General features: G+C 74.3%; 19 protein-coding genes and 1 riboswitch. Of the genes, 12 read left to right on the top strand and 7 right to left on the bottom strand.

From position 1 onward, the window contains the following. The first annotated feature begins 356 nt into the window (after positions 1 to 356). The 3 genes from AB0J10_RS20395 (at position 357) to AB0J10_RS20385 (ending at position 4,200) form a co-directional block, all read left to right on the top strand. Positions 357 to 2,438 (top strand): hypothetical protein, encoded by a 2,082-nt coding sequence (locus AB0J10_RS20395; RefSeq protein WP_363063486.1) that lies wholly within the window; start codon positions 357 to 359, stop codon positions 2,436 to 2,438. Between the two features lie 325 nt (positions 2,439 to 2,763). Then, positions 2,764 to 3,279 carry a hydrogenase maturation protease gene (locus AB0J10_RS20390; RefSeq protein ID WP_363063484.1) on the top strand — a complete coding sequence of 172 codons (516 nt, stop codon included), beginning with the start codon at positions 2,764 to 2,766 and terminating at the stop codon, positions 3,277 to 3,279. Positions 3,280 to 3,507: 228 nt separating this feature from the next. Beyond that, positions 3,508 to 4,200, top strand: coding sequence for a response regulator transcription factor (locus AB0J10_RS20385; RefSeq protein ID WP_363063482.1), 693 nt, complete (start codon positions 3,508 to 3,510; stop codon positions 4,198 to 4,200). Positions 4,201 to 4,254: 54 nt separating this feature from the next. Here AB0J10_RS20385 and AB0J10_RS20380 read toward each other — a convergent pair whose 3' ends face one another. Together AB0J10_RS20380 and AB0J10_RS20375 are read right to left on the bottom strand one after the other, a co-directional pair. After that, on the bottom strand, positions 4,255 to 6,000 hold the full coding sequence (locus AB0J10_RS20380) for a GAF domain-containing protein (protein WP_363063480.1): 1,746 nt from the start codon (positions 5,998 to 6,000) through the stop codon (positions 4,255 to 4,257). Between the two features lie 345 nt (positions 6,001 to 6,345). After that, positions 6,346 to 6,636 (bottom strand): DUF1876 domain-containing protein, encoded by a 291-nt coding sequence (locus AB0J10_RS20375; RefSeq protein WP_363063478.1) that lies wholly within the window; start codon positions 6,634 to 6,636, stop codon positions 6,346 to 6,348. Positions 6,637 to 6,864: 228 nt separating this feature from the next. Here AB0J10_RS20375 and AB0J10_RS20370 point away from each other — a divergent pair, with 228 nt between their 5' ends. Then, positions 6,865 to 8,493 carry an MFS transporter gene (locus AB0J10_RS20370; protein ID WP_363063476.1) on the top strand — a complete coding sequence of 543 codons (1,629 nt, stop codon included), beginning with the start codon at positions 6,865 to 6,867 and terminating at the stop codon, positions 8,491 to 8,493. Positions 8,494 to 8,799: 306 nt separating this feature from the next. On the opposite strand, the gene AB0J10_RS20365 is transcribed toward AB0J10_RS20370, so the two are convergent. From AB0J10_RS20365 to AB0J10_RS20345, 5 genes are all read right to left on the bottom strand, one after another. After that, positions 8,800 to 9,270 carry a universal stress protein gene (locus AB0J10_RS20365; RefSeq protein ID WP_363063474.1) on the bottom strand — a complete coding sequence of 157 codons (471 nt, stop codon included), beginning with the start codon at positions 9,268 to 9,270 and terminating at the stop codon, positions 8,800 to 8,802. Between the two features lie 167 nt (positions 9,271 to 9,437). Next, positions 9,438 to 10,724, bottom strand: coding sequence for a GNAT family N-acetyltransferase (locus AB0J10_RS20360; protein WP_363063472.1), 1,287 nt, complete (start codon positions 10,722 to 10,724; stop codon positions 9,438 to 9,440). 43 nt (positions 10,725 to 10,767) lie between these two features. Beyond that, complete coding sequence (locus tag AB0J10_RS20355) at positions 10,768 to 12,603, bottom strand: GMC family oxidoreductase (protein ID WP_363063470.1); 1,836 nt, start codon at positions 12,601 to 12,603, stop codon at positions 10,768 to 10,770. After that, on the bottom strand, positions 12,600 to 14,228 hold the full coding sequence (locus AB0J10_RS20350) for a hypothetical protein (RefSeq protein ID WP_363063468.1): 1,629 nt from the start codon (positions 14,226 to 14,228) through the stop codon (positions 12,600 to 12,602). Before AB0J10_RS20350 ends, AB0J10_RS20355 begins: the two co-directional genes overlap by 4 nt. Then, positions 14,225 to 14,911, bottom strand: a complete 687-nt coding sequence (locus AB0J10_RS20345) for an FCD domain-containing protein (protein WP_363063466.1) — start codon at positions 14,909 to 14,911, stop codon at positions 14,225 to 14,227. The genes AB0J10_RS20350 and AB0J10_RS20345 overlap by 4 nt, the downstream gene beginning before the upstream one ends. 546 nt (positions 14,912 to 15,457) lie before the next feature. On the opposite strand from AB0J10_RS20345, the gene AB0J10_RS20340 reads away from it, so the two are divergent. From AB0J10_RS20340 to cbiQ, 8 genes are all read left to right on the top strand, one after another. After that, positions 15,458 to 16,333, top strand: a complete 876-nt coding sequence (locus AB0J10_RS20340; protein WP_363063464.1) for an alpha/beta hydrolase — start codon at positions 15,458 to 15,460, stop codon at positions 16,331 to 16,333. Positions 16,334 to 16,508: 175 nt separating this feature from the next. Further along, positions 16,509 to 17,606 (top strand): chemotaxis protein, encoded by a 1,098-nt coding sequence (locus AB0J10_RS20335; protein WP_363063462.1) that lies wholly within the window; start codon positions 16,509 to 16,511, stop codon positions 17,604 to 17,606. 197 nt (positions 17,607 to 17,803) lie between these two features. Then, a complete protein-coding gene (gene dhaK / locus AB0J10_RS20330; protein WP_363063460.1) occupies positions 17,804 to 18,796 on the top strand; it encodes a dihydroxyacetone kinase subunit DhaK in 993 nt (330 codons plus the stop codon). 93 nt (positions 18,797 to 18,889) lie between these two features. Further along, positions 18,890 to 19,486, top strand: a complete 597-nt coding sequence (gene dhaL, locus AB0J10_RS20325) for a dihydroxyacetone kinase subunit DhaL (protein ID WP_363063458.1) — start codon at positions 18,890 to 18,892, stop codon at positions 19,484 to 19,486. Continuing rightward, positions 19,483 to 19,887, top strand: coding sequence for a PTS fructose transporter subunit IIA (locus AB0J10_RS20320; protein ID WP_363063456.1), 405 nt, complete (start codon positions 19,483 to 19,485; stop codon positions 19,885 to 19,887). Before dhaL ends, AB0J10_RS20320 begins: the two co-directional genes overlap by 4 nt. 16 nt (positions 19,888 to 19,903) lie before the next feature. Continuing rightward, positions 19,904 to 20,125: riboswitch (cobalamin riboswitch) on the top strand. 28 nt (positions 20,126 to 20,153) lie between these two features. Continuing rightward, positions 20,154 to 20,846, top strand: coding sequence for an energy-coupling factor ABC transporter permease (locus tag AB0J10_RS20315; RefSeq protein WP_363063454.1), 693 nt, complete (start codon positions 20,154 to 20,156; stop codon positions 20,844 to 20,846). Continuing rightward, positions 20,843 to 21,211: an energy-coupling factor ABC transporter substrate-binding protein gene (locus AB0J10_RS20310; protein ID WP_363063452.1), complete on the top strand. Its 369-nt coding sequence runs from the start codon at positions 20,843 to 20,845 to the stop codon at positions 21,209 to 21,211. The genes AB0J10_RS20315 and AB0J10_RS20310 overlap by 4 nt, the downstream gene beginning before the upstream one ends. A 6-nt stretch (positions 21,212 to 21,217) precedes the next feature. Next, complete coding sequence (gene cbiQ, locus AB0J10_RS20305) at positions 21,218 to 21,967, top strand: cobalt ECF transporter T component CbiQ (protein ID WP_363063450.1); 750 nt, start codon at positions 21,218 to 21,220, stop codon at positions 21,965 to 21,967. Positions 21,968 to 21,969: the final 2 nt, after the last annotated feature.

The raw sequence follows: 21,969 nt of genomic DNA, 5'->3' as shown, positions 1-21,969 counted from the left end.
GGGGACCGTACTGGCCGGTACCGGCGACGCCCGGGCCACCGGCCAGGGGCCGTGTCCTTCGGGCCTCCGCGGAGGGGACGCCTCTCGGCCACGACTCCACGCGGCGCGCCGTGAACGGTGTCACGGACGGTGACGACACGGGGGGTGCGGCAACGAATGGGATACGCGAAGGTGCGGCGAGACGGCGCTCCCCCGCCCCTCGTCCACCCCCCGCCCCATGGCCGGCGACCCGTCCCACCCGCCCCACTTTCCGGCGAGTGGCTGAAACTGCATCAAAAACCTCTCGTGGCACGGTGTTTCCGGAGAAGCCGCTGGTCATCCTCTAGGGAACGGTCCGCATCCCCTGGGAGACTCGCATGGAACGCAGGCGGTTACTGCATGCCGGAGCCGGGCTCGTCGCGGCGTCCTTGCTGGGGCCCGTGCCGGCCACGGCCCAGGCCCGCACGGCCGACGGCACGGGTACGCCGGGCGCCCCGGCCCCGGAGAGCGGAGCGGCCTCGGCCGGCACGGCGGGGCGCTGTTCGGGTCCGGCGGTCTCGACGTACGGCACGGCGACGTACACCGCGGCGATCGTCGGCATGACCGTCCTCGGCGGTCACGCCTATGTGGTGGCACGCGGCCAGAACCCGCCGCTGCTGGGAGAGATCGACCTGGCGTCCGGGAAGCTCACGCGGACGGTACGCCTCTCGCGGGGCGAGGGCGGCTGGGCGGCTACGGTCTCCGGCGGGCAGGTCTACGTGGGCACCTATCCCCTCCCGGACCTCTACCGCTTCGACCCGGCGACCGGATCGGTGACGCAGCTCGGCACGATAGGGCCTTCGGGCGGTTTCGTCTGGTGCCTGACGACGGCTCCGGACGGGACGATCTACGCGGGCACCTATCCGCGCGGCGAGGTCTGGGAGTACTCGCCGTCGACCGGTGTGCTGCGCAACCTGGGCGTCGCGATGCCCGGCGAGCAGTACGTGCGCGCGATCGCGGCCGACGACCGCCACGTCTACGCCGGCACGCTCCCGCTCGGCCACATCGTCGCGTACGACCGTGCCACGGGCGCGAAGAGGTCCATCACGCCGACGCCGTACGGCGGGGCCGCCTGTCTGCTCGCCAGGGGCGGACGGGTGGTCGGCGGGTTCGGCAGGTCGGTCGTGGACCTGGCCCCCGACGGGAGCGACGCGCGGGTCATCCCGATACCGGCCGCGGAGCGACTCGTCGACGCGATCACGTCGACCGGCGACGGCACGGTGTACTGCGTCGGCCGCCCGACCGGCACGGTCTACCGGCGCGACGGCGACGCCCTCGTGCCGGTCGCCGCGCCCACTCCGCTCGACGAGCACCGGGCGCTCTTCCCGCTCCCGGACGGCAGACTGCTCGGGGGCGCGGGCAGCGGCCGGCTGTGGTGGCTGGACCCGGACGGCGGGGGGTCGACCACGGTGGAACTGATCGACACGGCGATGGCGGGCCCGGACCCCGTGCAGTCCATCACCACGGGCACGCGTGGGGCGGTGCACGTCGGCGGGCATTTCTCCATCACGACCCACCGGCCCGCACAGGGCACGAGCCGGCGGATCCCGGTGTCCGGCGAGCCGAAACAGCTGCGCACGGCCGGCAACCGCGTCTACGCGGCGCTCTATCCGAGCACGGAGGTGCTGGAGCTCGACCCGGACCGCGGCAGGATCCGTTCACTCGGGTTCATCGACAACGACCAGCAGCGGCCGACGGACATGGTGTACGCGCGGACGATGGACCAGTTCCTCATCGCGTCCGCCCCGCCGGCCGGCCGGCTCAAGGGTGCGCTGACCCTGGCGGACCGGGCGAGACGGCGGCTGAAGGTGTACCACGACGTGATCACCGACCAGAGCGTGATGTCCCTGGCCCTGGACGACCGCCCGGGCACCCGGATCGCGTATCTCGCCGGTGACACCTGGGGTGGCGGGAGCGTGACCCCGGCCCGGCCGAGCGCGACGATCGTCGCCTTCGACCTGCGGCGCCGCGAGGTGCTGTGGGAGGTCGCTCCGTTCGAGGGGTACGCGAGCCTGCAGCACATCGAGGTGCTGGACGGGGTGCTGTACGGGGTCTACAAGCGACTGGCGGGCACGTGGTTCGCCATGGACCTGGAGACCCGGACGGTGCTGAGGTCGGGGAGGCTGCCGGGCTACGGCGAGCTGACCGTGCAGCGCGGAGAGGTGTTCGCCTCGATCTTCGGCGGACTGGTGTACCGGATCGGCCCCGGCCCCGACGAGGCCCAGCCGGTCCTCTCCGGCCTCGGCGACGGCTGGTACACCCCCCCTCAGCTGGCCTGGGAGCGATGGTCCTGGCACGCCTGGGGCGTGTCCGGCCGGGAACTGGCGCGGCTGCGCCTCGACCCGGACTGCGTCTCCATGAACCGGGCCGGTGTCAACCCGCCGGACGAGGCGGTCCTGGAGTCGCTGCTGGCCAACTGAACCGGGCACGGAGATCGCGACGCCCCGGCCCGGCGGCACGGCCGGCCCGACGCCATGCTTGACCCGGACGACCCGGACGACCCGGACGACCCGGACGCCCCGGACGACCCGGATGCTCCGGGCAGCACGGCACGGCGACAGCGGCGACCTGTCGCGGGCGGCCGGAGAGGGCGGCAGGCACCGCCGCGCAGGACGCGGGGCCGCCGCCCGTACCGGGCGAAGCGCACCGGTCCGGGCGAGGTGGTCCCGCCGATTGGGCCGTTCGGCCCATGCGCGCCGCCGCGCGGGCACGCCAGCGTGGGGGGAGCACGACAGGAGCCACGCCATGGATCTCCGTACACGCATCGCGCTCATCGGACTGGGCAGCGACTCCCGGCGGGACGACGGAGTCGGCTGGGGCGTCGTCGACGCGCTCCGCGAACGCGCCGTCGAGCGGCCCCTCCCCCCGGAGGTGGAACTTGAGACCTGCAACGGAGAGCCCCCACGGCTGGTGGGCCTGTGGCACGACGTGGACCTGGCGGTGGTGGTGACCAGCGCACACGCCTATCCCGGCGAGCCCGGCAGGGTGGTCCGCCGGGAGTTCGACACGGACGGGCTCTCCCTGCCCGCGACCGGAGAGCCGCACGGTCGCGTGCTGAGCGAGGCCCTGGAGCTGTCCCGGCTGCTCGGAAGGCTGCCCGGCCGGCTGATGGTGTACGCGGTGCAGGGGGTCGACTCCTCGCTCGGGACCGGCCTCTCGCCGACGCTCGCGGCCATGGTCGAGTCCCTGGCCGACTGTGTGGAGCAGGAACTCGTCCGCGAGCTGACACCGGCGGCGACCGTAGGGCCGTGTCACTCGTGAGCCGAGGAGCCCGGGGCCCGTGCGCCGTGCCCGTGCGTCCGGCGGGGCGCCGTTCCCGCGGGGCCCGGCAGCACGGCGGGGTGGCGCTCCCACCGCGTACGGCGAGGCGGTGCACCGGGGACGGGGACGGTGTTCCGGGGGAAGGTCCGCCGACGAGCGGGCCGGCCCCGTTGCCGCGTTCTCCCGAGCGGACGTGATCAGGTGGGACGACACACCTGGAGGGCTCAGATGTCCGAGGCACCGGTCTTCTCCGAGGAATCGCCCATCAGGGTGTTCCTCCTGGACGACCACGAGGTCGTCCGTCGCGGGCTGCACGACATGCTCGACGCCGAACCCGACATAGAGGTGGTGGGCGAGGCGGCCGGCGCCGAACAGGCCCTGGCCCGGGGGCCTGCGCTGCGCCCCCACGTCGCGGTCCTGGACGTACGGCTCCCCGACGGCGACGGCGTCACGGTCTGCCGCGAGCTGCGCTCCCGCATGCCGGAGCTCGCATGTCTGATGCTGACGTCCTTCGACGACGAGGACGCGCTGCTCGACGCGATCATGGCCGGCGCCTCGGGCTATGTCCTCAAGCAGATCAAGGGGTCCGACCTGATCTCCGCCGTGCGGACGGTGGCGACGGGGCAGTCGATGCTCGATCCCTCCACCACCGCGCGGCTGATGCACTCCCTGCGGGACCCGGATACGGCGCAGCCGGCCGGGGACGAACGCCTCGCGGCCCTCTCGGCACGGGAACGCGACGTGCTCGACCTGATCGGCGAGGGCCTGACCAATCGCCAGATCGGCAAGCGGCTCTACCTCTCGGAGAAGACCGTCAAGAACCACATCTCACGACTGCTGTCGAAGCTCGGCGTGGAGCGCCGCGTCCAGGCGGCGGTCATCGCCGCGCAGGCCCACGAGCACGACGAACCACGGGCCTGAGCGCGCACGCGGCCGCCGGCTCCGTGCACGGCCGGCGCCGGGGCGGGTCTGCCGTCAGGAGCCGCGGCCTTCATCGCGCAGCGGTACCGTCCAGACCAGCCGGGTGCCGCCGGCGATGCCCCGGGTCACGGCGAGCTCGCCGGACAGCCGCTCGGCGCGTTCGGCCATGTTGCGCAGTCCGCTGCGGCGACCGTGCGGGGTGATGCCGACGCCGTCGTCGGTCACGGTGACGGACATCCGGTCGGCGCGCGCGGCGATGGTGACCTCCGCCCTCGACGCCCGGGCGTGGCGGGCGACGTTCGCCAGGGCCTCGCCGAGCACGGCGACGGCCTCGTCGGCGACCCGGCTCGGCACCTCGGTGTCGATGAGTCCCTCCATACGCAGCGCGGGTGCGAAACCGAGGGCCGGAGTGGCTTCCTCCACGGCCCGTACGGCCCGTGCCCTGAGGCCCGGGAGCACACCGGTGGCCTCGTGCTCACGAAGCCCGAAGATCGTCGAGCGAATGATCTTGATCGTGGAGTCGAGGTCGTCGATGGCGCGTTCCAGCCGCTCCGCGGCCACCGGGTGGTCCACGAACCGCTGGGCGCTCTGCAACGTCATCCCCGTCGCGAACAGCCGCTGGATGGCGAGATCGTGCAGGTCCCGGGCGATACGGTCCCGGTCGGCCAGCAGGCTCACCTGTTCGGCGTCCCGGCGCCGGTCGGCCAGCTCCATGGCGAGGGCCGCCTGGCCGGCGAACCCGGACAGCGGGGCCGTCTCCGGGTCGCCGAACTCGGTCCGACCCGCCGCACGGGCCAGCATGAGCACCCCCCGCAGCTTCTGCGAGTCGCCCACCAGCACCGCCATCGCCGGCCCGAAGTCCTTCCAGCGTTCCGGCCGGAACGTGACACGGGGGTCCTCGGCCGCGTCGGGCGTGGTGAGCAGCCCGTTCTCGCTCAGCACCGCGGCCCTGGCCAGCGTGCCCTCGCCCCGCGGCAGCACCAGGCCGAGATGTCGCTCGGCGCCCTCACCGTGCGCGAGGGCGCAGCGCAGGTTCCCGTCGGGTTCGGTGAGGTAGACGAGCCCGAGGTCGGCGCAGGAGATCCGGCGGGCCCGGTCGAGCATCATCTCCAGCACCTCGGACTCCGAGGCGCCGGAGAGCAGGGCAGCGGTGCACTCGGCACTCGCGGCGAGCCACCGCTCCCGGGACCGGGTCTCCTCGAACAGCCGGGCGTTCTCGATGGCGATTCCGGCCGCGACGGCGAGCGTCGTCAGGACCGCCTCGTCCTCGTCGTCGAAGGAGGCCCCACTGCGCTTCTCGGTCAGATAGAGGTTGCCGAACACCTCGTCGCGCACCCTGATGGGCACGCCGAGGAAGGAATGCATCGGGGGGTGGTGCTCGGGGAATCCGGAGGACGCCTCGTGGTCCGCCAGTTCGGCGAGCCGGAGCGGTGCGGGATGCCGGATCAGCTCACCGAGGAGTCCGTGCCCCGAGGGCAGGTCCCCGATCCGTCCGCGCAGTTCGTCGCTGATGCCCACGGGCAGGAACTGGGAGAGGCGCTTGTCGCCCCCGATCACGCCGAGGGCCCCGTACTCGGCGTCCACGAGGACGACCGCCGCCTCCACGATCTCGCGGAGCACCTGCGACAGGTCCAGCCCCCGGCCCACCGAGAGGACCGCCTCCAGCAGACCGTTGAGCCTGTCCCTGGTACCGCGCACCTCGTCGATGCGCACCCGGAGTTCTTCGAGCAGTTCGTCGAACCTCAGCCGCGGGACCCGGCCCTCGTCCTGACCCGCTTCGCTACGGACGTCGCCGCCCATGACACCTCCGCCGGTGTCGAACGGTCATCGCGCGCCACGCGCAGCTCTCACCGTAGCCCGGAGGAAGCCGGGCTGCGCGGCCGGCGGAGCGCGCCGGGCCGGTCCCCGCCGCCGCCAGGGGGCCGGCGCGCGGAAGGCGGAAAGGGCTCATCCACTTCTCGTGGATCCTGATTGCGCGGTGAGCGTTCCGACCGCTGCTCCGCGTCCTCTGTTGGAGCCCTTCCCGTCCCTTCCATGGAAACACCGGGCGACGGGTACCGCCAGGTCCCACCGGCCCCGATCGCGGCCCCGTCCGGGCCCGGCCGGGGCCGCGGCGCCGGGCTCCGCCAGGTCACCGGACAGCCCTCATGCCGAGGGCCAGCCGTACGGGGCCGCGACCGTGCTCTCCGGCCCGGCGCCCACCGCCTCCAGGTCCCGGTCCGCCACCCGCATCAGCTGCCGGGCGAGGTCGCTCATGGCACGGCTCGCCGCGAGTTCGTCGCCGATCTCGGGGACGTCCACGTCCTGCGGGTTGCAGCGCGCGGTCCCGTGGCCGGTGAGCTTCGCCGTGCCGGTGTCCAGGTCCATCCTGGCCCTGGTCGTACCGTCCTCCTCGGACAGGTACATGCGGACCTTCCACTCCAGCGTCCGTGTCATGGCGTGACCTCCTCGCCCGCGTACGGGCCGCACCGCCGGCACCGGCGCCTCCGGGGCCGGCGCGGCACCGCCCTCGCTCCAGGATCCCCCGCACGCGTGCGGCCGCGCGACCGTGCCGCGAGCGGGCCACCGCTCACCGCGGGCGGCGCCGGAGTCGCAGGCAGTCGCCACGGCTGGGACGCTGAGGCTGGATGCTCCATCTCGTAGGCGACTGCCGGAGGTGCGGCCATGCGGCGGTGGCGGGCCCTGCTCGTCCTCGGGACTGCGCAGTTCCTCATGGTGCTGGACACCTCGGTGATGAACGTGTCGATCAGCCGGCTCGTCGAGGACTTCGACACGGAGGTCACGGCGATCCAGGCAGTGATCACCCTGTACGCCCTGGTCATGGCCGCCTTCATGATCACTGGAGGTCGGCTGGGGGACGCGTTCGGGCGACGCCGCACGTTCGCGGTGGGCCTGGCCGTCTACGGGGCGGGCTCCGCGATCACGGCGGTCGCCCCGGAGCTGTGGGTGCTGGCGGCCGGCTGGTCGGTCGTCGAGGGGCTCGGTGCCGCGCTGGTCCTGCCCGCGCTGGCCGCCCTCGTGGCGGGCGCCTACCGGGGTCGTGACCGTGCCGTGGCATACGGCGTCATCGGCGGGCTCGCCGGCGCCGGCATCGCGGTGGGACCGCTCCTCGGAGGGTGGGTGACGACCTATCTGACGTGGCGGCTGGTCTTCGCCGGCGAGGTGGTCGTGGTCCTGGCCCTGCTGTGCTGCATCCGCTGGATCGACGACCGTCCCGCCACCGGTCCCCGGGTGCGGATCGACGGCGTCGGTGCCGCGCTGTCGGCCGTCGGCCTCGGGCTGGTGGTCCTGGGCGTGCTGCAGAGCAGTTCCTGGGGGTGGGTGCGGCCGCGCAACGCCCCGTTCACGGTGTTCGGCTTCGCGCCCACACTCGCCGTCATCGCCGCCGGAGCGGTCCTGCTCGCGCTGTTCCGGGCCTGGGAGCGCCGGCGGGAGGAGCGGGCCCGGGACCCGCTCGTACGGTTCTCCCTCTTCGGCGTCCCTCCGCTGCGCGCGGGGCTGGCCATGCTGCTGTGCCAGAACCTGGTGCTGCTCGGTCTGTTCTTCGTCATTCCCCTGTACCTGCAGATCGTCCTCGGCTTCGACGCCTTCCGGACCGGCCTCAGGCTGCTTCCCGTCTCGCTCACCATGCTCGTCGCCTCACTGAGCGGGCCCTTCCTCGGCCGGTTCGCGAGCCCGCGCACGGTGGTGCGGGTCGGTCTGCTCGTCCTGTTCGCCGCCGTGCTCTGGCTCCTCGCCGGGATCGAGCCGCAGATCGAGGACGTCCAGTTCGCACTGTCGATGGCCGTGCTCGGCCTGGGCATGGGACTGCTCGCCTCGCAGCTCGGCAACGTGGTGCAGTCCAGCGTCGGGGAGGCGGACCGCAGCGAGGCGGGCGGTCTGCAGTACACGGCCCAGAATCTCGGGTCCTCCCTGGGGACCGCGCTCGTGGGCTCCATCCTGATCGGTGCGCTGGTCGGCGTGTTCACCACGCAGATCGAGGACGACCCCCGTGTCTCGGACGCCGCCCGTGAGCAGACCGGCATCGCCGTCGAGGCAGGGGTCAGCTTCGTGACCACCGAGCAGGTACGGGCCGCGGCCCAGCAGGCGGCGCTGCCGCCGGCCGAGGTCGACGCTCTCGTCGCCTCGTACGCCGAAGCGCAGCTCGGCAGTCTGAAAGCGGCGATCCTGACCACGGCCGGGGTGACGCTCGCGGCGTTCCCGTTCACCCGCCGGCTGCCCGCCTCCCGGTCGGGCCGGGATCGGAACGACGAAGGCGGAGCCGGGGGCGTGAGCGGCCGGGCAGCGGTGTGACACCCCGTGGAGGCCGGTCACCGGCGGGCCGGTACGGGCCGTGGTGACCGGCCCCGGGCCCGGCCCGCGGCCCGCGGCTCCCGGGCCGGCACATTCGGCGGCACCGGCCTGCCCACCCGGCTCCGGCCGCCGTCGCGGGACGAACGCACCTGACCCGGCCTGCGGCCGCGGGCCCGCTCGCCGGCCCGCGGCGCGAGGGCGTGTTTCAGAAGCAGCGTCGTCCGCCCCGGCCCGGACGGGACTTTCGAGAGACGCCCGAGGGCACGCCGTGCGCGGCGCACGGGTGCCGCGCACGGCATTGCCGCGTCAGGCCGTACCGGCCCCGGCGCCACCCACGTCCACGTCCGGGCGGACGATCACCACGGGGCACGGTGCGTGCTGGCTGACCTGCTGGCTCACCGATCCGAGGAGCATCCGTGCGAACCCTCCGCGACCGCGGGAGCCCACCACCAGCAGCTCGGCGCCCTCGGCGGCGACCAGCAGGGCCTCGGCCGGGTTGCCGTGCACCAGTCGCTCGTGGACCTGGGTCTCACCGGTCTCGCCGAGCACCTTCCGCACTTCCTCCACGAGGCCGCGCTTGGCCTCGGCGGCGTCGAACTCCATGTCCACCGCGGGCGCCGACCAGGCGTGCGCGCCCGGAATCTCGTACGCCGCCACCGCGTCCACCGTCGCCCCGATCAGGCCGGCATGCCGGACGGCCCAGCGCAGCGCGGCGTACGACGAGGGCGAGCCGTCGACGCCCACGACCACCCGGGGAGCCGGATCGCTCGTGCTCATGCCGTTCCACCTTTCTCGCAGACCCCGTCATCCACGCTGCGCGCCCCGGCGCGGTTCCGCCAGGCGAGCGCCGCCGGAGGGGTCCGGCCGCGTCGGATCCGTTCGGCGACCTCGGGTGCCCGGTCGTGGAGGGTCCCCGATCGAGGGCGGTGCTCGCCGGGCGGAGCTCACACCCTGGCCGCGGCCCTCAGGTCGTGGTCGAAGGCCCGGATGTCCTCCTCCGTGAGCGTGGTGCGGGTGTGCGCCACCGCCTGCAGGTAGTCCTCGGTGAGACCGGTCCTCTCCCCCACGGACGGCGAGCCGTCGGCCAGATGCCGCTCGAAGGCGCTCTGCGCGGCGGTGCGTGCGGCGAACTCGATGTCGGCGGGGGTGAACCGGTCGCTCGCGGCGACGAGCGACTCGAGGTCGATGCCGGCGAGGCGGTCGGGGCCGATGTACCGCGTCCAGATGGCCCGCCGGGCGTCGGCGTCGGGCGGTCCGACCGGAATCAGGTAGTCGAACCGCCCGGGCCGCAGGAAGGCCGGGTCCAGACTGCGGACCGCGTTGGTGGCGCAGATCAGCAGCCTGCGCTCGCCGCGCCGGAACTGCGGGATGAGCTTGAGCAGTTCGTTGGTCACCCGGTGGGCGAGCGTCGTGGGATCGCGGCGCTCGGAGGCGATCTCCTCCGCCTCGTCGAAGAAGAGGACCACCCGGTCGAGGTGGGCCACCCTGGAGAACAGCTGGCGCAGACCGGCAGCCACACCGTGCGGATCGGCGGCGAGCTGGTACGGGAAGACCTCGATGAAGGCCCACCGCAGCCGGGAGGCCACCGCGCGGGCGAAGGTGGTCTTGCCCGTGCCCGGCGGGCCGAACAGCACGACGGCGCGCGGCGGCACCAGTTGGAAGCGTTCCGCGGCCTCCGGGTGCTCCAGCGGCAGCACCAGGCGCCGTTCGATCAGCGTCTTCTCCGCGTCCATGCCCGCGATGTGGTGCCACAGGCCCGCTTCCGGGACCGCGCCGCCCAACTGCTCCAGGATGGTCGCCTCGGCCGAGTCCGCGGACAGCACCTTCTCGAAGTAGCTCAGGTCGGGCCGCTGGGTGTACCGGGAGTTCAGAAAGGCCCGCTCGCCCACCTCCCCCTCTGGCAGCAGGGCCCCGATACGCCTCACGCCCACCTGGGACAGGCGCTCCTCCAGGGCCGCGAGCAGCGCCGATCCTATGCCGTGTCCGCGCCACTCGCGGGCGATGGCCAGCCGCAGCACCCACGCCCGCTCCTCGGCGGTCGAGGACACCGCCGCGCCGACGATCCTGTCCCCCACCGAGGCGACCACGGCGGGGGCGTCCGTGCGTATGGCGCCGACCACCTCGGCCAGTGTCACGGCCGGGTCGGAGGGGGTGTCCCGTGCTTCCTCCCAGATGCGCACCACCTGGTCGAGGTCGCCGTCGTCCAGGTCCCGGACCCGCCATGGAGCCATGACACTCACCTCACCGGCCCATTCTCACCCGGCGGACGCGGGCTCACCGCTCCAGATGCGCCTCGGCGACGGCCAGCGCGGCGGCCATGATGCTCAGCTGCGGGTTCACCTCGGGGCAGCCGGGCAGCACGGACGCGTCGGCGACGAGCACCCCCATGACGCCCCGCAGCCGTCCGGTGGCGTCGGCCGGGGAGCGTTCCGGATCGGAGCCCGCCGCGACCGTGCCGGTGGGATGGTACGCGGAGAGGTGCAGCTTCCGGGGGCCCGCGCCGGCGAGGACGACGTCCAGTTCGCCGAGGTCGCGGGCGCGCGGCGCGGTGGGGATGCCGGTAAGGACCTCCCGGGCCCCGGCCGCGAACAGGATCTCCCCCATGGCGCGTACGGCGCGCATCAGCCGGGCGCCGTCCCGCCGGTCCAGGTCGTAGCGCGGCAGGGTGCGGCCGCGGCCCAGGACCCGGCCCGAGGGCCGGTCGGCGATCATCGCGCCCAGGGTGGCGAGCCGGTCGGCGTCCTCCAGTTCCCTGCGCAGCTCGCCGCCGAGTCCCGGCAGCACGAAGGACCCCATGCCGGGCGGGGTCGCCGTCGCCTCGATCAGCACCCCGCGGTCGTGGTGCTCCTCGACACCGACGCTCTGCAGCACGCCCTCCCAGGCGGTGACGGGCTCGTCGAAGCGTCCGGCGACGCTGGTCGCGGGGTGGACGCTGAGGTTGCGGCCCAGGCGGGGATGTCCGCCGAGGCCGGACCGCCGCAGCAGGGGCGGTGTCTCGAGGGCGCCGGCGGCGACGACGACCAGCGGGGCGAGGATCTCGAAGTCGCCCCCGCCCTCTCGCCGTACGCGCACTCCGGCGGCTCGGGGTCCGCCGGGGCGGTCGGCGTCCACCAGCACGCGCCGTACCCGCGCCCCGGTCACGATGCGCGCCCCGGCGGCACAGGCGTCGGGCAGGACGGACAGCTGCACGCTCTGCTTGGCCCCGGTCGGGCAGCCGACGACACACTGGCAGGAGCCCAGGCAGCCCGGCGCGTTGCGGCGCAGCGGCGCGGCCCGCCAGCCGAGCTTGCCGGCCCCGGCGAGGGCGATGCGGCCGTTGCGGCCGAGGACGTCGGACGGCTGGGTCGCGACGCTCAGGGTGCGCTCGGCCTCGTCGAGACAGGTGTCGAGGCGTTCGGCGAGGACGAACCCGAAGTCCCTCGCCCAGCGTTCGGCGACATGGTCGGGGGTGCGGTAGCAGGTCCCCGAATTGACGACCGTGGTGCCGCCGACGGCCCGGCCGACCGGCAGCAGCAGCGGCGGGCGGCCCAGGGCGACGGTGGCGCCGCCGTCGCGGTAGAGATCGGCGAACCGTTCGAGCGGGGCGCGCCCGGTGAAGGAGGCGGTGGAGTGGTGCCGGCCCTCCTCCAGGACGACGACGTCGAGCCCGGCACGGGCGAGGGTCCGCGCGGCCACGGCACCGCCCGCGCCGGAGCCGACGACCACGGCGTCGGCGGTGGAGCGGTCGGGCCACTGCCCGGCGGGGGTGCAGTCGAGCGGCGGGTCCGTGCGTACGAGCCGCGGGGCCCGCCGCGGCCGCTGGAGCATGTGTTCCGTGCCGGCGGCGAGCAGCACGGGCACCTTGAGCACGTCGAGCAGGGACAGAAGCGCGGGGCGTGCGGCGAGGGCGGCCAGGACGGACTCGCGCTCGCCCGGGGTGAGGGCGGCCAGGCCGCGGCCGGCGCGGACGACGGCGTAGGCGTCGAGGGCACGTGCGGCGGACCGCAACCCGGCGCGCGCGGGCAGGGGCATCGAGTCGAGCACGGCGTCGAGCCGTGCGGGCACCCGCGCCGGCCAGTCCGCGGTGCCGTCGTCGGCGATGAGGGAGGCGACGAAGCCGGTGAGGCTCACCGGGTCCCCACTTCCGCGTGGGCGGTGCCGTCCAGGGTCCACTCGGCCTCGGTGCGCCAGCCGCCGAACCACCGGCGCTCCAGCAGGACATGGGCGTCGGCGCGCTCGCTGTTGCGGCAGACGGCATGAGAGCCGTCCGGATCGGTGTAGTCGAGCGCCAGGGTGCGGTTCTCCGGCTGGGTGACCTCGACCCGGATCCGGCGCAGCCCCGCGCGCCCGCTGACGGACCACGTGGGCAGGCCGACGGAGGCGCGGAACCGCCCGAGCCCGGCCCAGCCGGCGGCCGAGCGCTCCGCGCGCCGGGGCCAGGTGTGCGCGCCCCGGCGCAGACGCAGGAAGACCAGGGGCGGAAGGCCGCGCAGCCCGGGCCGCATGGAGACCGCGGCGACGATCTCCAGCACGTCGCCATCGCCCAGGTCCGCGTGCAGCCAGGCCCATCGGCGGGCGTTGCCGTGCCCGTAGATCCGGGCGGAGGCACCGGGTGCGGAGGTGGGCGTCAGGGTGGTGCCGTCGTAGGAGAACGTGCCGTCGTACGAGGCGCGGGCCGCCGGGAGGATCTGGGCGGCGGGGAGCAGCGGCCTGCGCCAGGACCACCGGGGGAAGGTGAACAGCGGTGCGCCCTCGGCCCGTTCGGTGAGGTCCCAGCGCAGCGCTCCGGCCGAGCCGGTCAGCCGGCCGGGGACGGCCTCGACACCCTCGGCCGTGAAGCCCGCCCCTCCGGGCGTCCACTCGGCGGGACCGAAACGGGCATGGCGCACCGGCCCGTCCTTCGGGAACACCGCGGCCCAGCCGTGGGCGTACGCCGCGGATCCGTCGGCGGGGGCGGTGAGTTCGTGGTGGAGCCACAGCCCCGCGCCGGTCGCCGGGTCGGTGAGAGTCGTGTACCAGACCTCGGTGCGTCCCGGCTCGCCCGTCCAGCGGGGCGCCGTCAGCGCCTCGGCGCTCTCCGCGGCGCGGGGGAAGCGGAAACTCGCGAGGAAGGGCAGGAGTCCCGTGGCCACCGGGAAGCGCAGCGCGCCCCGACCGGCCCGCGCTCCGTCCTCGTAGAGGGTGAAGGGCAGGACGGTCATGGACGCGAGCGGTCTGCGCGGGGTGACGGACTTCCATCCGTCGAGCGTGAACCGGCGGCCCCCGGCGGTGAACGAGAGCCGGTAGCGGATGCGGCGCCGGGCGAGCGGGGAGATCTCCAGCCCGCCCTCGGCGCGGGCGTCGTCGGACCATCCTGCGACGCGTATCCGTCCGCTCGCCTGGGCTGCGGTCGTGCCGAGCGGACGGATGACACGGTCCGCCGTCACCCGGAGGTCGAGGCGGATCCGGCGGGCGCGGTCCTCGCCGTCGAGCCGGACCGTGCCGAGCATGGTCTCGGCGAACACTGTGCCGCGCCTGCCCGCGCCACCGGACGCGCCCGGGGCGGTGACCGACGGCGTGACCGTCGCCGCGGCGGTATCCGCCACGGCGGCCCGGTCCGGCTTCGTGCCCGTGACCGCCACGGCGGCACCCCCGTCTCCCGCCGAGCCGACGACCACCTCCGCGTCCGCGTCCGCGCCCGTGCCCGGCGTCGATCCGGTAACCGCCACCGCTTCCGCCCCCGTACCCGCGCCGTTCCCGTTCCCGCTCGTGTTCATACGAGGCCCTCCAGCATGATCCGTTCGGTTTCGGTGAGATAGGTCTCCGCCGCCCGCCGCGCGGCGCCCCCGTCGCCGGAGCGCACCGCAGCCACCACGGGTTCCAGCCGCGCGTGGGCGGCCGCGGCGTCGGTGAACGGGCCGACGAGCGCGGCCCGTACGGGCAGATAGGCGTTGAAGAGCGTGTTGGTGAGCAGGCCGTAGACCCGGTTGCCGGTCGCACGGGCGAGCGAACGGTGCACCTCGATGTCCGCGAGCTGGACCGCGTCACCGCCCTCGGCGGCGCGCACGGCCGCCAGCAGCGCGCCGAGTTCGGCCCGCTGCCCGGCGGTGGCCCGGCGGGCGGCCCGCTCGGCGATCAACGCACCGATGCTGCGGCGCACTTCGAAGATCTCGCGGATCCAGCCGGGGTCGTGCCGCACGAGCATGGGGAGCAGATCCGCCCCGCCGAGCCGGGCGAAGTCACGGACCCGGGTGCCCACTCCGTGCCGGGTCTCCAGCAGCCCTGCCTGGACGAGGCGCCCGAAGGCGTGCTTGAGGGTGGTACGGGTGACGCCGTAGCCGTCGGCCAGGCTGCGTTCCGGCGGCAGATAGCTGCCTGCTGGATGACGTCCGGTGAGGATGTCATCCCTCAGCCGCCCCTCCAGGACGTCGACGATCGTCTCGCGGGGCAGTGCTTCCACGCCGCTCCTCCTCAGTGGTTCAGTGGATGAGCCACTGAACCAACACCCCGGAGCGGAAGTCAATGGGCGTGCGGGAGAAGGCCGTTGAACCACACCGCCGGGCGGCTGCCGGGCCGGGGGCGTACGACACGGACCGGTCGCGGGCTCCGAGCGTCCGGGTGCCCGCGGACATCCGTGGCGCGAAGACGCCGGCCCGGCCGGTCGGACGCCGCCGTGCGCACTGCGGGCCCCGTGCCGCCCTGCCCGGACACCTCCGATCGGGCCGCCACTTCCCGCACGCCCACGCGACCGACGCCCACGCGACCGACGCCGACGCCCACGCGACCGGCGCCGACGCCCTCGGCGCCTTCGCTCCTCGGGACGGACGCGACCACAGCCCATGACCCTCGATCCCCGCCCATGACGGCGGGGTGCCGGACACCGACCACACGGTCAACGACGCCTGCCTGTTCGAGGCCCGACCACGCCCCGGGCGGAACGCCCCGGCCGGTCGGGTGAAAGGCTGACCCGGATGCGATGTGACGACCCGTCGGAAGGAAGCACCGGATGACCGACCCCCTCGAGCTCGAACTCCCCGTCGACGGCGGGACGCTGCGCGTCCTGCGGTTCGGCACGGGGCCGCGCACGGCGGTCGCGGCACACGGCATCACCGCGTCCGGGATGTCGTTCCGCGCTCTCGGCCGCCATCTGCACCCCGACTGGTCGCTGTTCGCCCTCGACCTGCGGGGCCGGGGCGGCAGCGCCGACACCCCGGGGCCCCACGGCCTCGACGCCCACGCCGCCGATCTGTGCGCGGCTGCCGAGCGCTGGGGCGGCGGCGCGCCCGTCGCGGTCACGGGCCAGTCGATGGGGGCGTGTGCGGCGCTGCGGGCCGCAGCGCGCCGCCCGGAGCTCTTCGACCGGCTGCTGCTGATCGACGGCGGACTTCCCCTGCCCCTGGAGGACGGCGCCGATCCCGATGCCCTGCTCGACTCCTCGATGGGGCCGGTCCTGGCGCGGCTGACCCGTACGTTCGAGAGCGACGAGGCGTACGTGGACCTCTTCCGCGCCCATCCCGCTCTCGGCCCCGAATGGAACGACGACATCGAGGCGTACGTCCGCTACGACATCACGGGCCCCTCCGGCGCCCGTCGCTCCCGCGCCCAGGAGGGTCCGGTCCGCCGCGACGGCCGCGCGCTGCTCACCTCGGCGCCGGCCCTCGCCGAGGACCTGGCGGGACTCGCGGTGCCGGCGGTGCTGCTGCACGCACCCCGGGGGCTGACGGGGGCGGAGCCGGGCATGCTGTCCGACGCTCTGGTCGCGCACTGGACCGCCCGGACGCCGCTGCTCACGGCGGAGGCGGTGCCCGACTGCAACCACTGGACGATCCTCATGGGCCCCCGGGCGAGGACGGTCGCCGACCGTCTCGTGGGCATGGTGTGAGGTCGGCGCCCGCCCGGCGCACGCGCACGGCGGCGCGGGCGGGGCGGCGCCCCACCGGTCCTGGTGCCCGCGCAGGCAATCCGACTTATGGTGCAAGGAGTCGGCTTCAGCTCGTCGCACCTCGGTGCGGACAGCCCGGCCCTCCAGTGCACACCGCTCGGAAAGGGTGGACCCGATGCACCCAGCCCTCAGCTCCGACGACCTGGTCCGGCTCCGCCGGCAGCGCCCCTATCCCGCGGTGTCGGTGCTCATGCCCACGCACCGCCGTGAGCCGGACAGCGCGCAGGACCCGGTCCGGCTGCGCAATCTCATGACGGAGGCCAAGGAGCAGCTCAAGGCCGATCCCGCCGTCACCCGGGACACCCGGATCGACGTGTCCGAGCAGCTCGACCGGGCGCTGGCCGAGATCGACCTGGTGCACGCGGAGGACGGACTGGTGGTCTTCGCCGCGCCGGGCGAGCACGAGGTGTGGACGCTCGGCCGGCCGGTGCCCGAGCGCGTGGTGCTGTCGGACACCTATCTGACCCGCAACCTCGTCTCGGCACAGGCCGCGGAGCGCCCCTTCTGGGTCCTGGCGGTCGCGTCGGACCTGGCCACCCTGTGGAGCGGCGCTGCCGACCGCCTCACGGAGGAGCGCACCGGGCCCTTCCCGATGTCCCGCCCCGCGGAGAACTTCGACGCCGAGCGCCAGGAGCGCATCGGCGATGTGCCCAGCACCTTCCGGGACGAGGACACGCGGCACTTCCTGCGGGAGGCCGACACGGCGCTCGCCGCGGTGCTGAAGGCCGACCCGCGGCCGCTGTACGTGACCGGCGAGCCCGCCGCGCTCGCCCTCCTCGACGACGTCGGCACGGCCGCGAAGGGCCAGGCCGTCCACGCACCCCGGGGCGGGGTGGCGGGCGGCTCCGCCGATGCGGTCTGGCAGGCGGTGCGACCGTTCGTCGAGGCCCACGCGCAGCAGGAGGTCTCCGGCGTGCTGGAGGAACTGGACCGGGCCAGGGGCAGGCGCGCCTTCGCCGCCGGCGTCGACGAGATCCGGCAGAGCGTGGAGACGGGCCGGGTCGCGCTGCTCGCCGTGGAGGAGAACTACCGCGAGACGGTGCGGGACACCGGCGCCCACCTCCTGCCCGCCGACACCGGCGACCTGGACGCGGTGGTCGACGTCGTGGACGAGATCGTCGAGAAGTCCCTGGAGACGGGCGCGCAGGTGCGGTTCGTCCCGGACGGCACGCTCGCGGGGATGGGCGGTATCGCGAGCGCGCTGCGCTACTGACCCGCCTGCGCCGGACGGCCGTCACCGCAGGGAACCTCCGGCCGCCCGCTGACGGTGCCGACGGATCGGGGGGAGCGCGGTGCCGTGCGGGCCGTTTGCGCCGATACTGGCAGAGGGTGTGCGGCCCGTCCCGCCACGGCCCGGCCTGAGAGGACACCGTCCGGAGTGATCGTCGCCAGTCCCACCAGGAGGTTCCCATGAGGATGCTCATCAACGTCCCCGAGACGGTCGTCGCCGACGGCCTGCGCGGTCTGGCCGCGGCGCACCCCGGGCTGAACATCGACGTGGAGAACAGGGTCGTGGTGCGGGGGGACGCCCCTGTCCCGGGCAAGGTGGGCCTGGTGTCCGGCGGCGGGTCGGGGCACGAGCCCCTGCACGGCGGGTTCGTGGGAATCGGGATGCTCTCGGCGGCGTGCCCCGGCGAGGTCTTCACGTCCCCGGTGCCGGACCAGATGGCCCGGGCAGCGGCGGCGGTGGACAGCGGGGCGGGTGTGCTCTTCGTGGTGAAGAACTACACCGGCGACGTGCTGAACTTCGACATGGCCCAGGAACTCGCCGAGGACGAGGGCGTCCAGGTGGCCAAGGTGCTCGTCAACGACGACGTGGCCGTGCAGGACAGCCTCTACACGGCGGGCAGGCGCGGTACGGGCGCGACGCTCTTCGTGGAGAAGATCGCGGGTGCCGCGGCGGAGGAGGGGGCGCCGCTGGAGCGGGTCGAGGCCGTCGCCCGCCGGGTCAACGAGCGGTCGCGCAGCTTCGGCGTCGCGCTCAGCGCGGTGACGACCCCGGCCAAGGGCAGTCCGACCTTCGATCTGCCCTCCGGTGAGCTGGAGTTGGGGATCGGCATCCACGGCGAGCCCGGCCGGGAGAGGCGGCCGATGATGACGTCGCGGGAGATCGCGGACTTCGCGGTGAACGCGGTCCTGGAGGATCTGCAGCCGTCGAGTCCGGTGCTGGCGCTGGTCAACGGCATGGGCGCGACACCGCTGCTGGAGCTGTACGGCTTCAACGCGGAGGTCCACCGGGTGCTCGCCGAGCGGGCCGTTCCGGTGGCCCGGACCCTGGTCGGCAACTACGTCACCTCGCTCGACATGGCGGGCTGCTCGGTGACGCTGTGCGAGGCGGACGAGGAGATCCTGCGGCTGTGGGACGCCCCCGTGGAGACGCCCGCGCTGCGCTGGGGCCGCTGAGCCATGCCCGGCCCGGCCGACGGCGGCTCCGCGTCCGCGGGCCGCGACGACGCGCGCGGGGGAGCCGGTGCGTCACGAGAAGGAGGCGGCGCTGTGCTCGACGCGGATTTCTTCCTCCGCTGGATGAACGCCCTGGCCGAGGCGGTGGACCGCGAGGCGGCCCGGCTGACCGAACTCGACGCCGCGATCGGGGACGCCGACCACGGTACGAATCTGCAGCGGGGTTTCACGGCGGTGCGGGCGGCGCTGGAGAAGGACGTGCCGGACACCCCCGGTGCGGTACTGATGCTGACCGGGCGGCAGTTGATCTCGACGGTCGGCGGGGCGTCGGGACCGCTGTACGGGACGCTGTTGCGGCGGGCCGGCAAGGCGCTCGGCGACGAGGCCGAGGTGACGCGGGCACAGCTCGCCGAGGCGCTGCGCGCGGGGATCGCGGCGGTGGCGCAGCTCGGCGGCGCGAAGGCCGGGGACAAGACGATGCTGGACGCGCTGGAGCCCGCGGCCGCGGCGCTGGACGAGTCCTTCGCGGCCGCTCGGGAGGCCGCCGACGAGGGCGCGGCGGCGACCGTGCCGATGCTGGCCCGCAAGGGGCGGGCGAGCTATCTGGGCGAGCGCAGCATCGGGCATCAGGATCCGGGGGCGACGTCCTCCGCCCTGCTGGTCGGGGCCCTCGAGGAGGCGGCACGATGACCGGCCCGGTCGGGATCGTCCTCGTCTCCCACAGCGCGCAGGTCGCGGAGTCGGTGGCCGACCTCGCCCGCAGGCTGGCCGGCGCCGGCGACGCCGTACCGGTCGCCGCGGCGGGCGGGACCGCGGACGGCGGCCTCGGCACCAGTTCGGAGCTGACGGCGCGTGCCGCGCACGAGGTGGACCGGGGCGCCGGGGTGGCCGTGCTGGTCGACATCGGCAGCGCCGTGCTGACGGTCAAGGCGCTGCTGGCCGAGGGCGACGAACTCCCGGAGGGGACCAGGCTGGTGGACGCGCCGTTCGTGGAGGGCGCCGTCGCCGCGGTGGTCACCGCGTCCGCCGGCGCGGATCTGGACGCGGTGGAGGCGGCGGCCGCCGAGGCGTACGACTATCGCAAGGTGTGACCGTGCGCATCCGTGCGCGGCTTGTGATGCACCTGGTCAACGCACTAATGTCGCAGGGCCTTGGTGAACGGGAAACCGGTGGAGTACCGGTGCGGCCCTCGCCACTGTGATCGGGAAGTCCGGCTCTCTCCGCAAGGAAGCCACTGGACCGCCACGGGAGACCGTGGTGTCCGGGAAGGCGGAGCCCGGGCGGCAGGACCCGTCAGCCAGGAGACCGGCCAGGGCGCGTTGTCCATCCACGAGGTGCTGGAGAGGGTCTCCCAACCATGCATATAGCCGAGGGGTATCTGCCCCCTGTGCACGCCGCCGCCTGGGGCGTCGCGTCCGCCCCCTTCGTGATCCACGGCGTACGGGCGCTCACCCGTGAGGTCAGGGCGAATCCCGAGTCCACCCTGCTGCTCGGCGCGTCGGGGGCCTTCACCTTCGTCCTGTCGGCACTCAAGATCCCTTCCGTGACCGGCAGTTGCTCGCATCCGACCGGCACGGGGCTGGGCGCGATCCTGTTCCGGCCACCGATCATGGCCGTGCTCGGCACGATCACCCTGCTCTTCCAGGCCCTGCTGCTGGCCCACGGCGGACTGACCACGCTCGGCGCGAACGTGTTCTCGATGGCGATCGTCGGGCCGTGGGCCGGCTTCGGGGTGTACGCGCTGCTGCGGCGGTCCGGGGTGTCGCTGATGGTGGGCGTTTTCTTCGGCGCGTTCGTCGCGGACCTGTCCACGTACTGCGTCACCAGCGTGCAGCTGGCGCTGGCGTTCCCCGACCCGGGCAGCGGCGTGGCCGGAGCCCTGGCCAAGTTCGGCGGCATCTTCGCGCTCACCCAGATCCCGCTGGCCGTCAGCGAGGGCCTGCTCACCGTGCTGGTGATGCGGCTGCTCGTGCAGTCCAGCAAGGGTGAGCTGACCCGCCTCGGAGTGCTCCTCCAGGGCGGGGCCAAGAAGGAGGCCGCGGTCCGATGAGCCGTAACGCGAAGATCAACACACTGCTGGTGGCGATCGTGGCGGCGCTGGCGGTGCTGCCGCTCGCCCTCGGTCTGGGCGACCACAAGGAGGAGCCCTTCACGGGCGCCGACGGGGAGGCGGAGACCGCGATCACGGAGATCGCACCGGACTACGAGCCGTGGTTCGCGCCGCTCTACGAACCTCCGTCCGGGGAGGTCGAGTCGGCGCTGTTCGCCCTCCAGGCGGCCCTGGGTGCCGGTGTCCTGGCGTACTACTTCGGGCTGCGCAAGGGGCGGCGGCAGGGTGAGGCGCGGGCGGTGGCCGGGGAGGCGCCGGCCGCCGGTTCCGCGGGGCTTTCCGATACCGCGGGCCCGGGCGCGTAGCCGCCGATGCTGCCGATCGACGCGGCGGCGCACGGCAGTCGCTGGCGCCGCCGTCATCCGTGCGAGAAGGCGGCACTCGGGCTCGGACTGACGGTCTGCGCCGTCGCGCTGCCGCCGTGGCCGGGCGCCGTCCTGGTCGCCGCGGCGGCCGTGTCCGTACTGCTCGGGCCCGCCGGGGTGGCTCCGCGGCAGCTGTGGCGGGCGTGGCGCGTGCCGCTTGGGTTCTGTGTCACGGGCGCGGTGCCCCTGCTGTTCTCGGTGGGCGGCCCCGACGGCTTCCTGGCGCTCGCGCCCGACGGCCCCGCGGACGCCGTGCGGATCCTGCTGCGGACGTCCGCCGCCTCGCTCGGGGTGCTGCTGTTCGCGTTCACCACGCCGGTGTCGGACGTGCTGCCCCGGCTGGTCCGGGCCGGGGTGCCCGGGCCCGTCGTGGACGTGGCCCTGGTGATGTACCGGATCGGCTTTCTGCTGCTCGACGCGGTGCACCGGATCCGTCAGGCGCAGGCGGCCCGGCTCGGGCACACGACCCGGGCGGCGGCCTGGCGGTCCCTCGCCGGGCTCGCCGCGACCGCCTTCGTGCGGGCCTTCGACCGGGCCCAGCGGCTGCAGACCGGACTCGCCGGGCGCGGCTACGACGGAACGCTGCGGGTCCTGGTGCCGCCCGCGACGGTGTCGGCCCGCTTCCTGGCGGCGACCGCCGGGCTGCTGGCGGGGATCGTCGCCCTCACCCTCGTACTGGAAAGGTCCGTACTGTGAGA

The organism is Streptomyces sp. NPDC049887 (assembly GCF_040656535.1).
GTDB lineage: Bacteria > Actinomycetota > Actinomycetes > Streptomycetales > Streptomycetaceae > Streptomyces.
The sequence above is the reverse complement of the archived record's forward strand: the minus strand, read 5'-3'. Positions and strand labels throughout refer to the sequence as shown.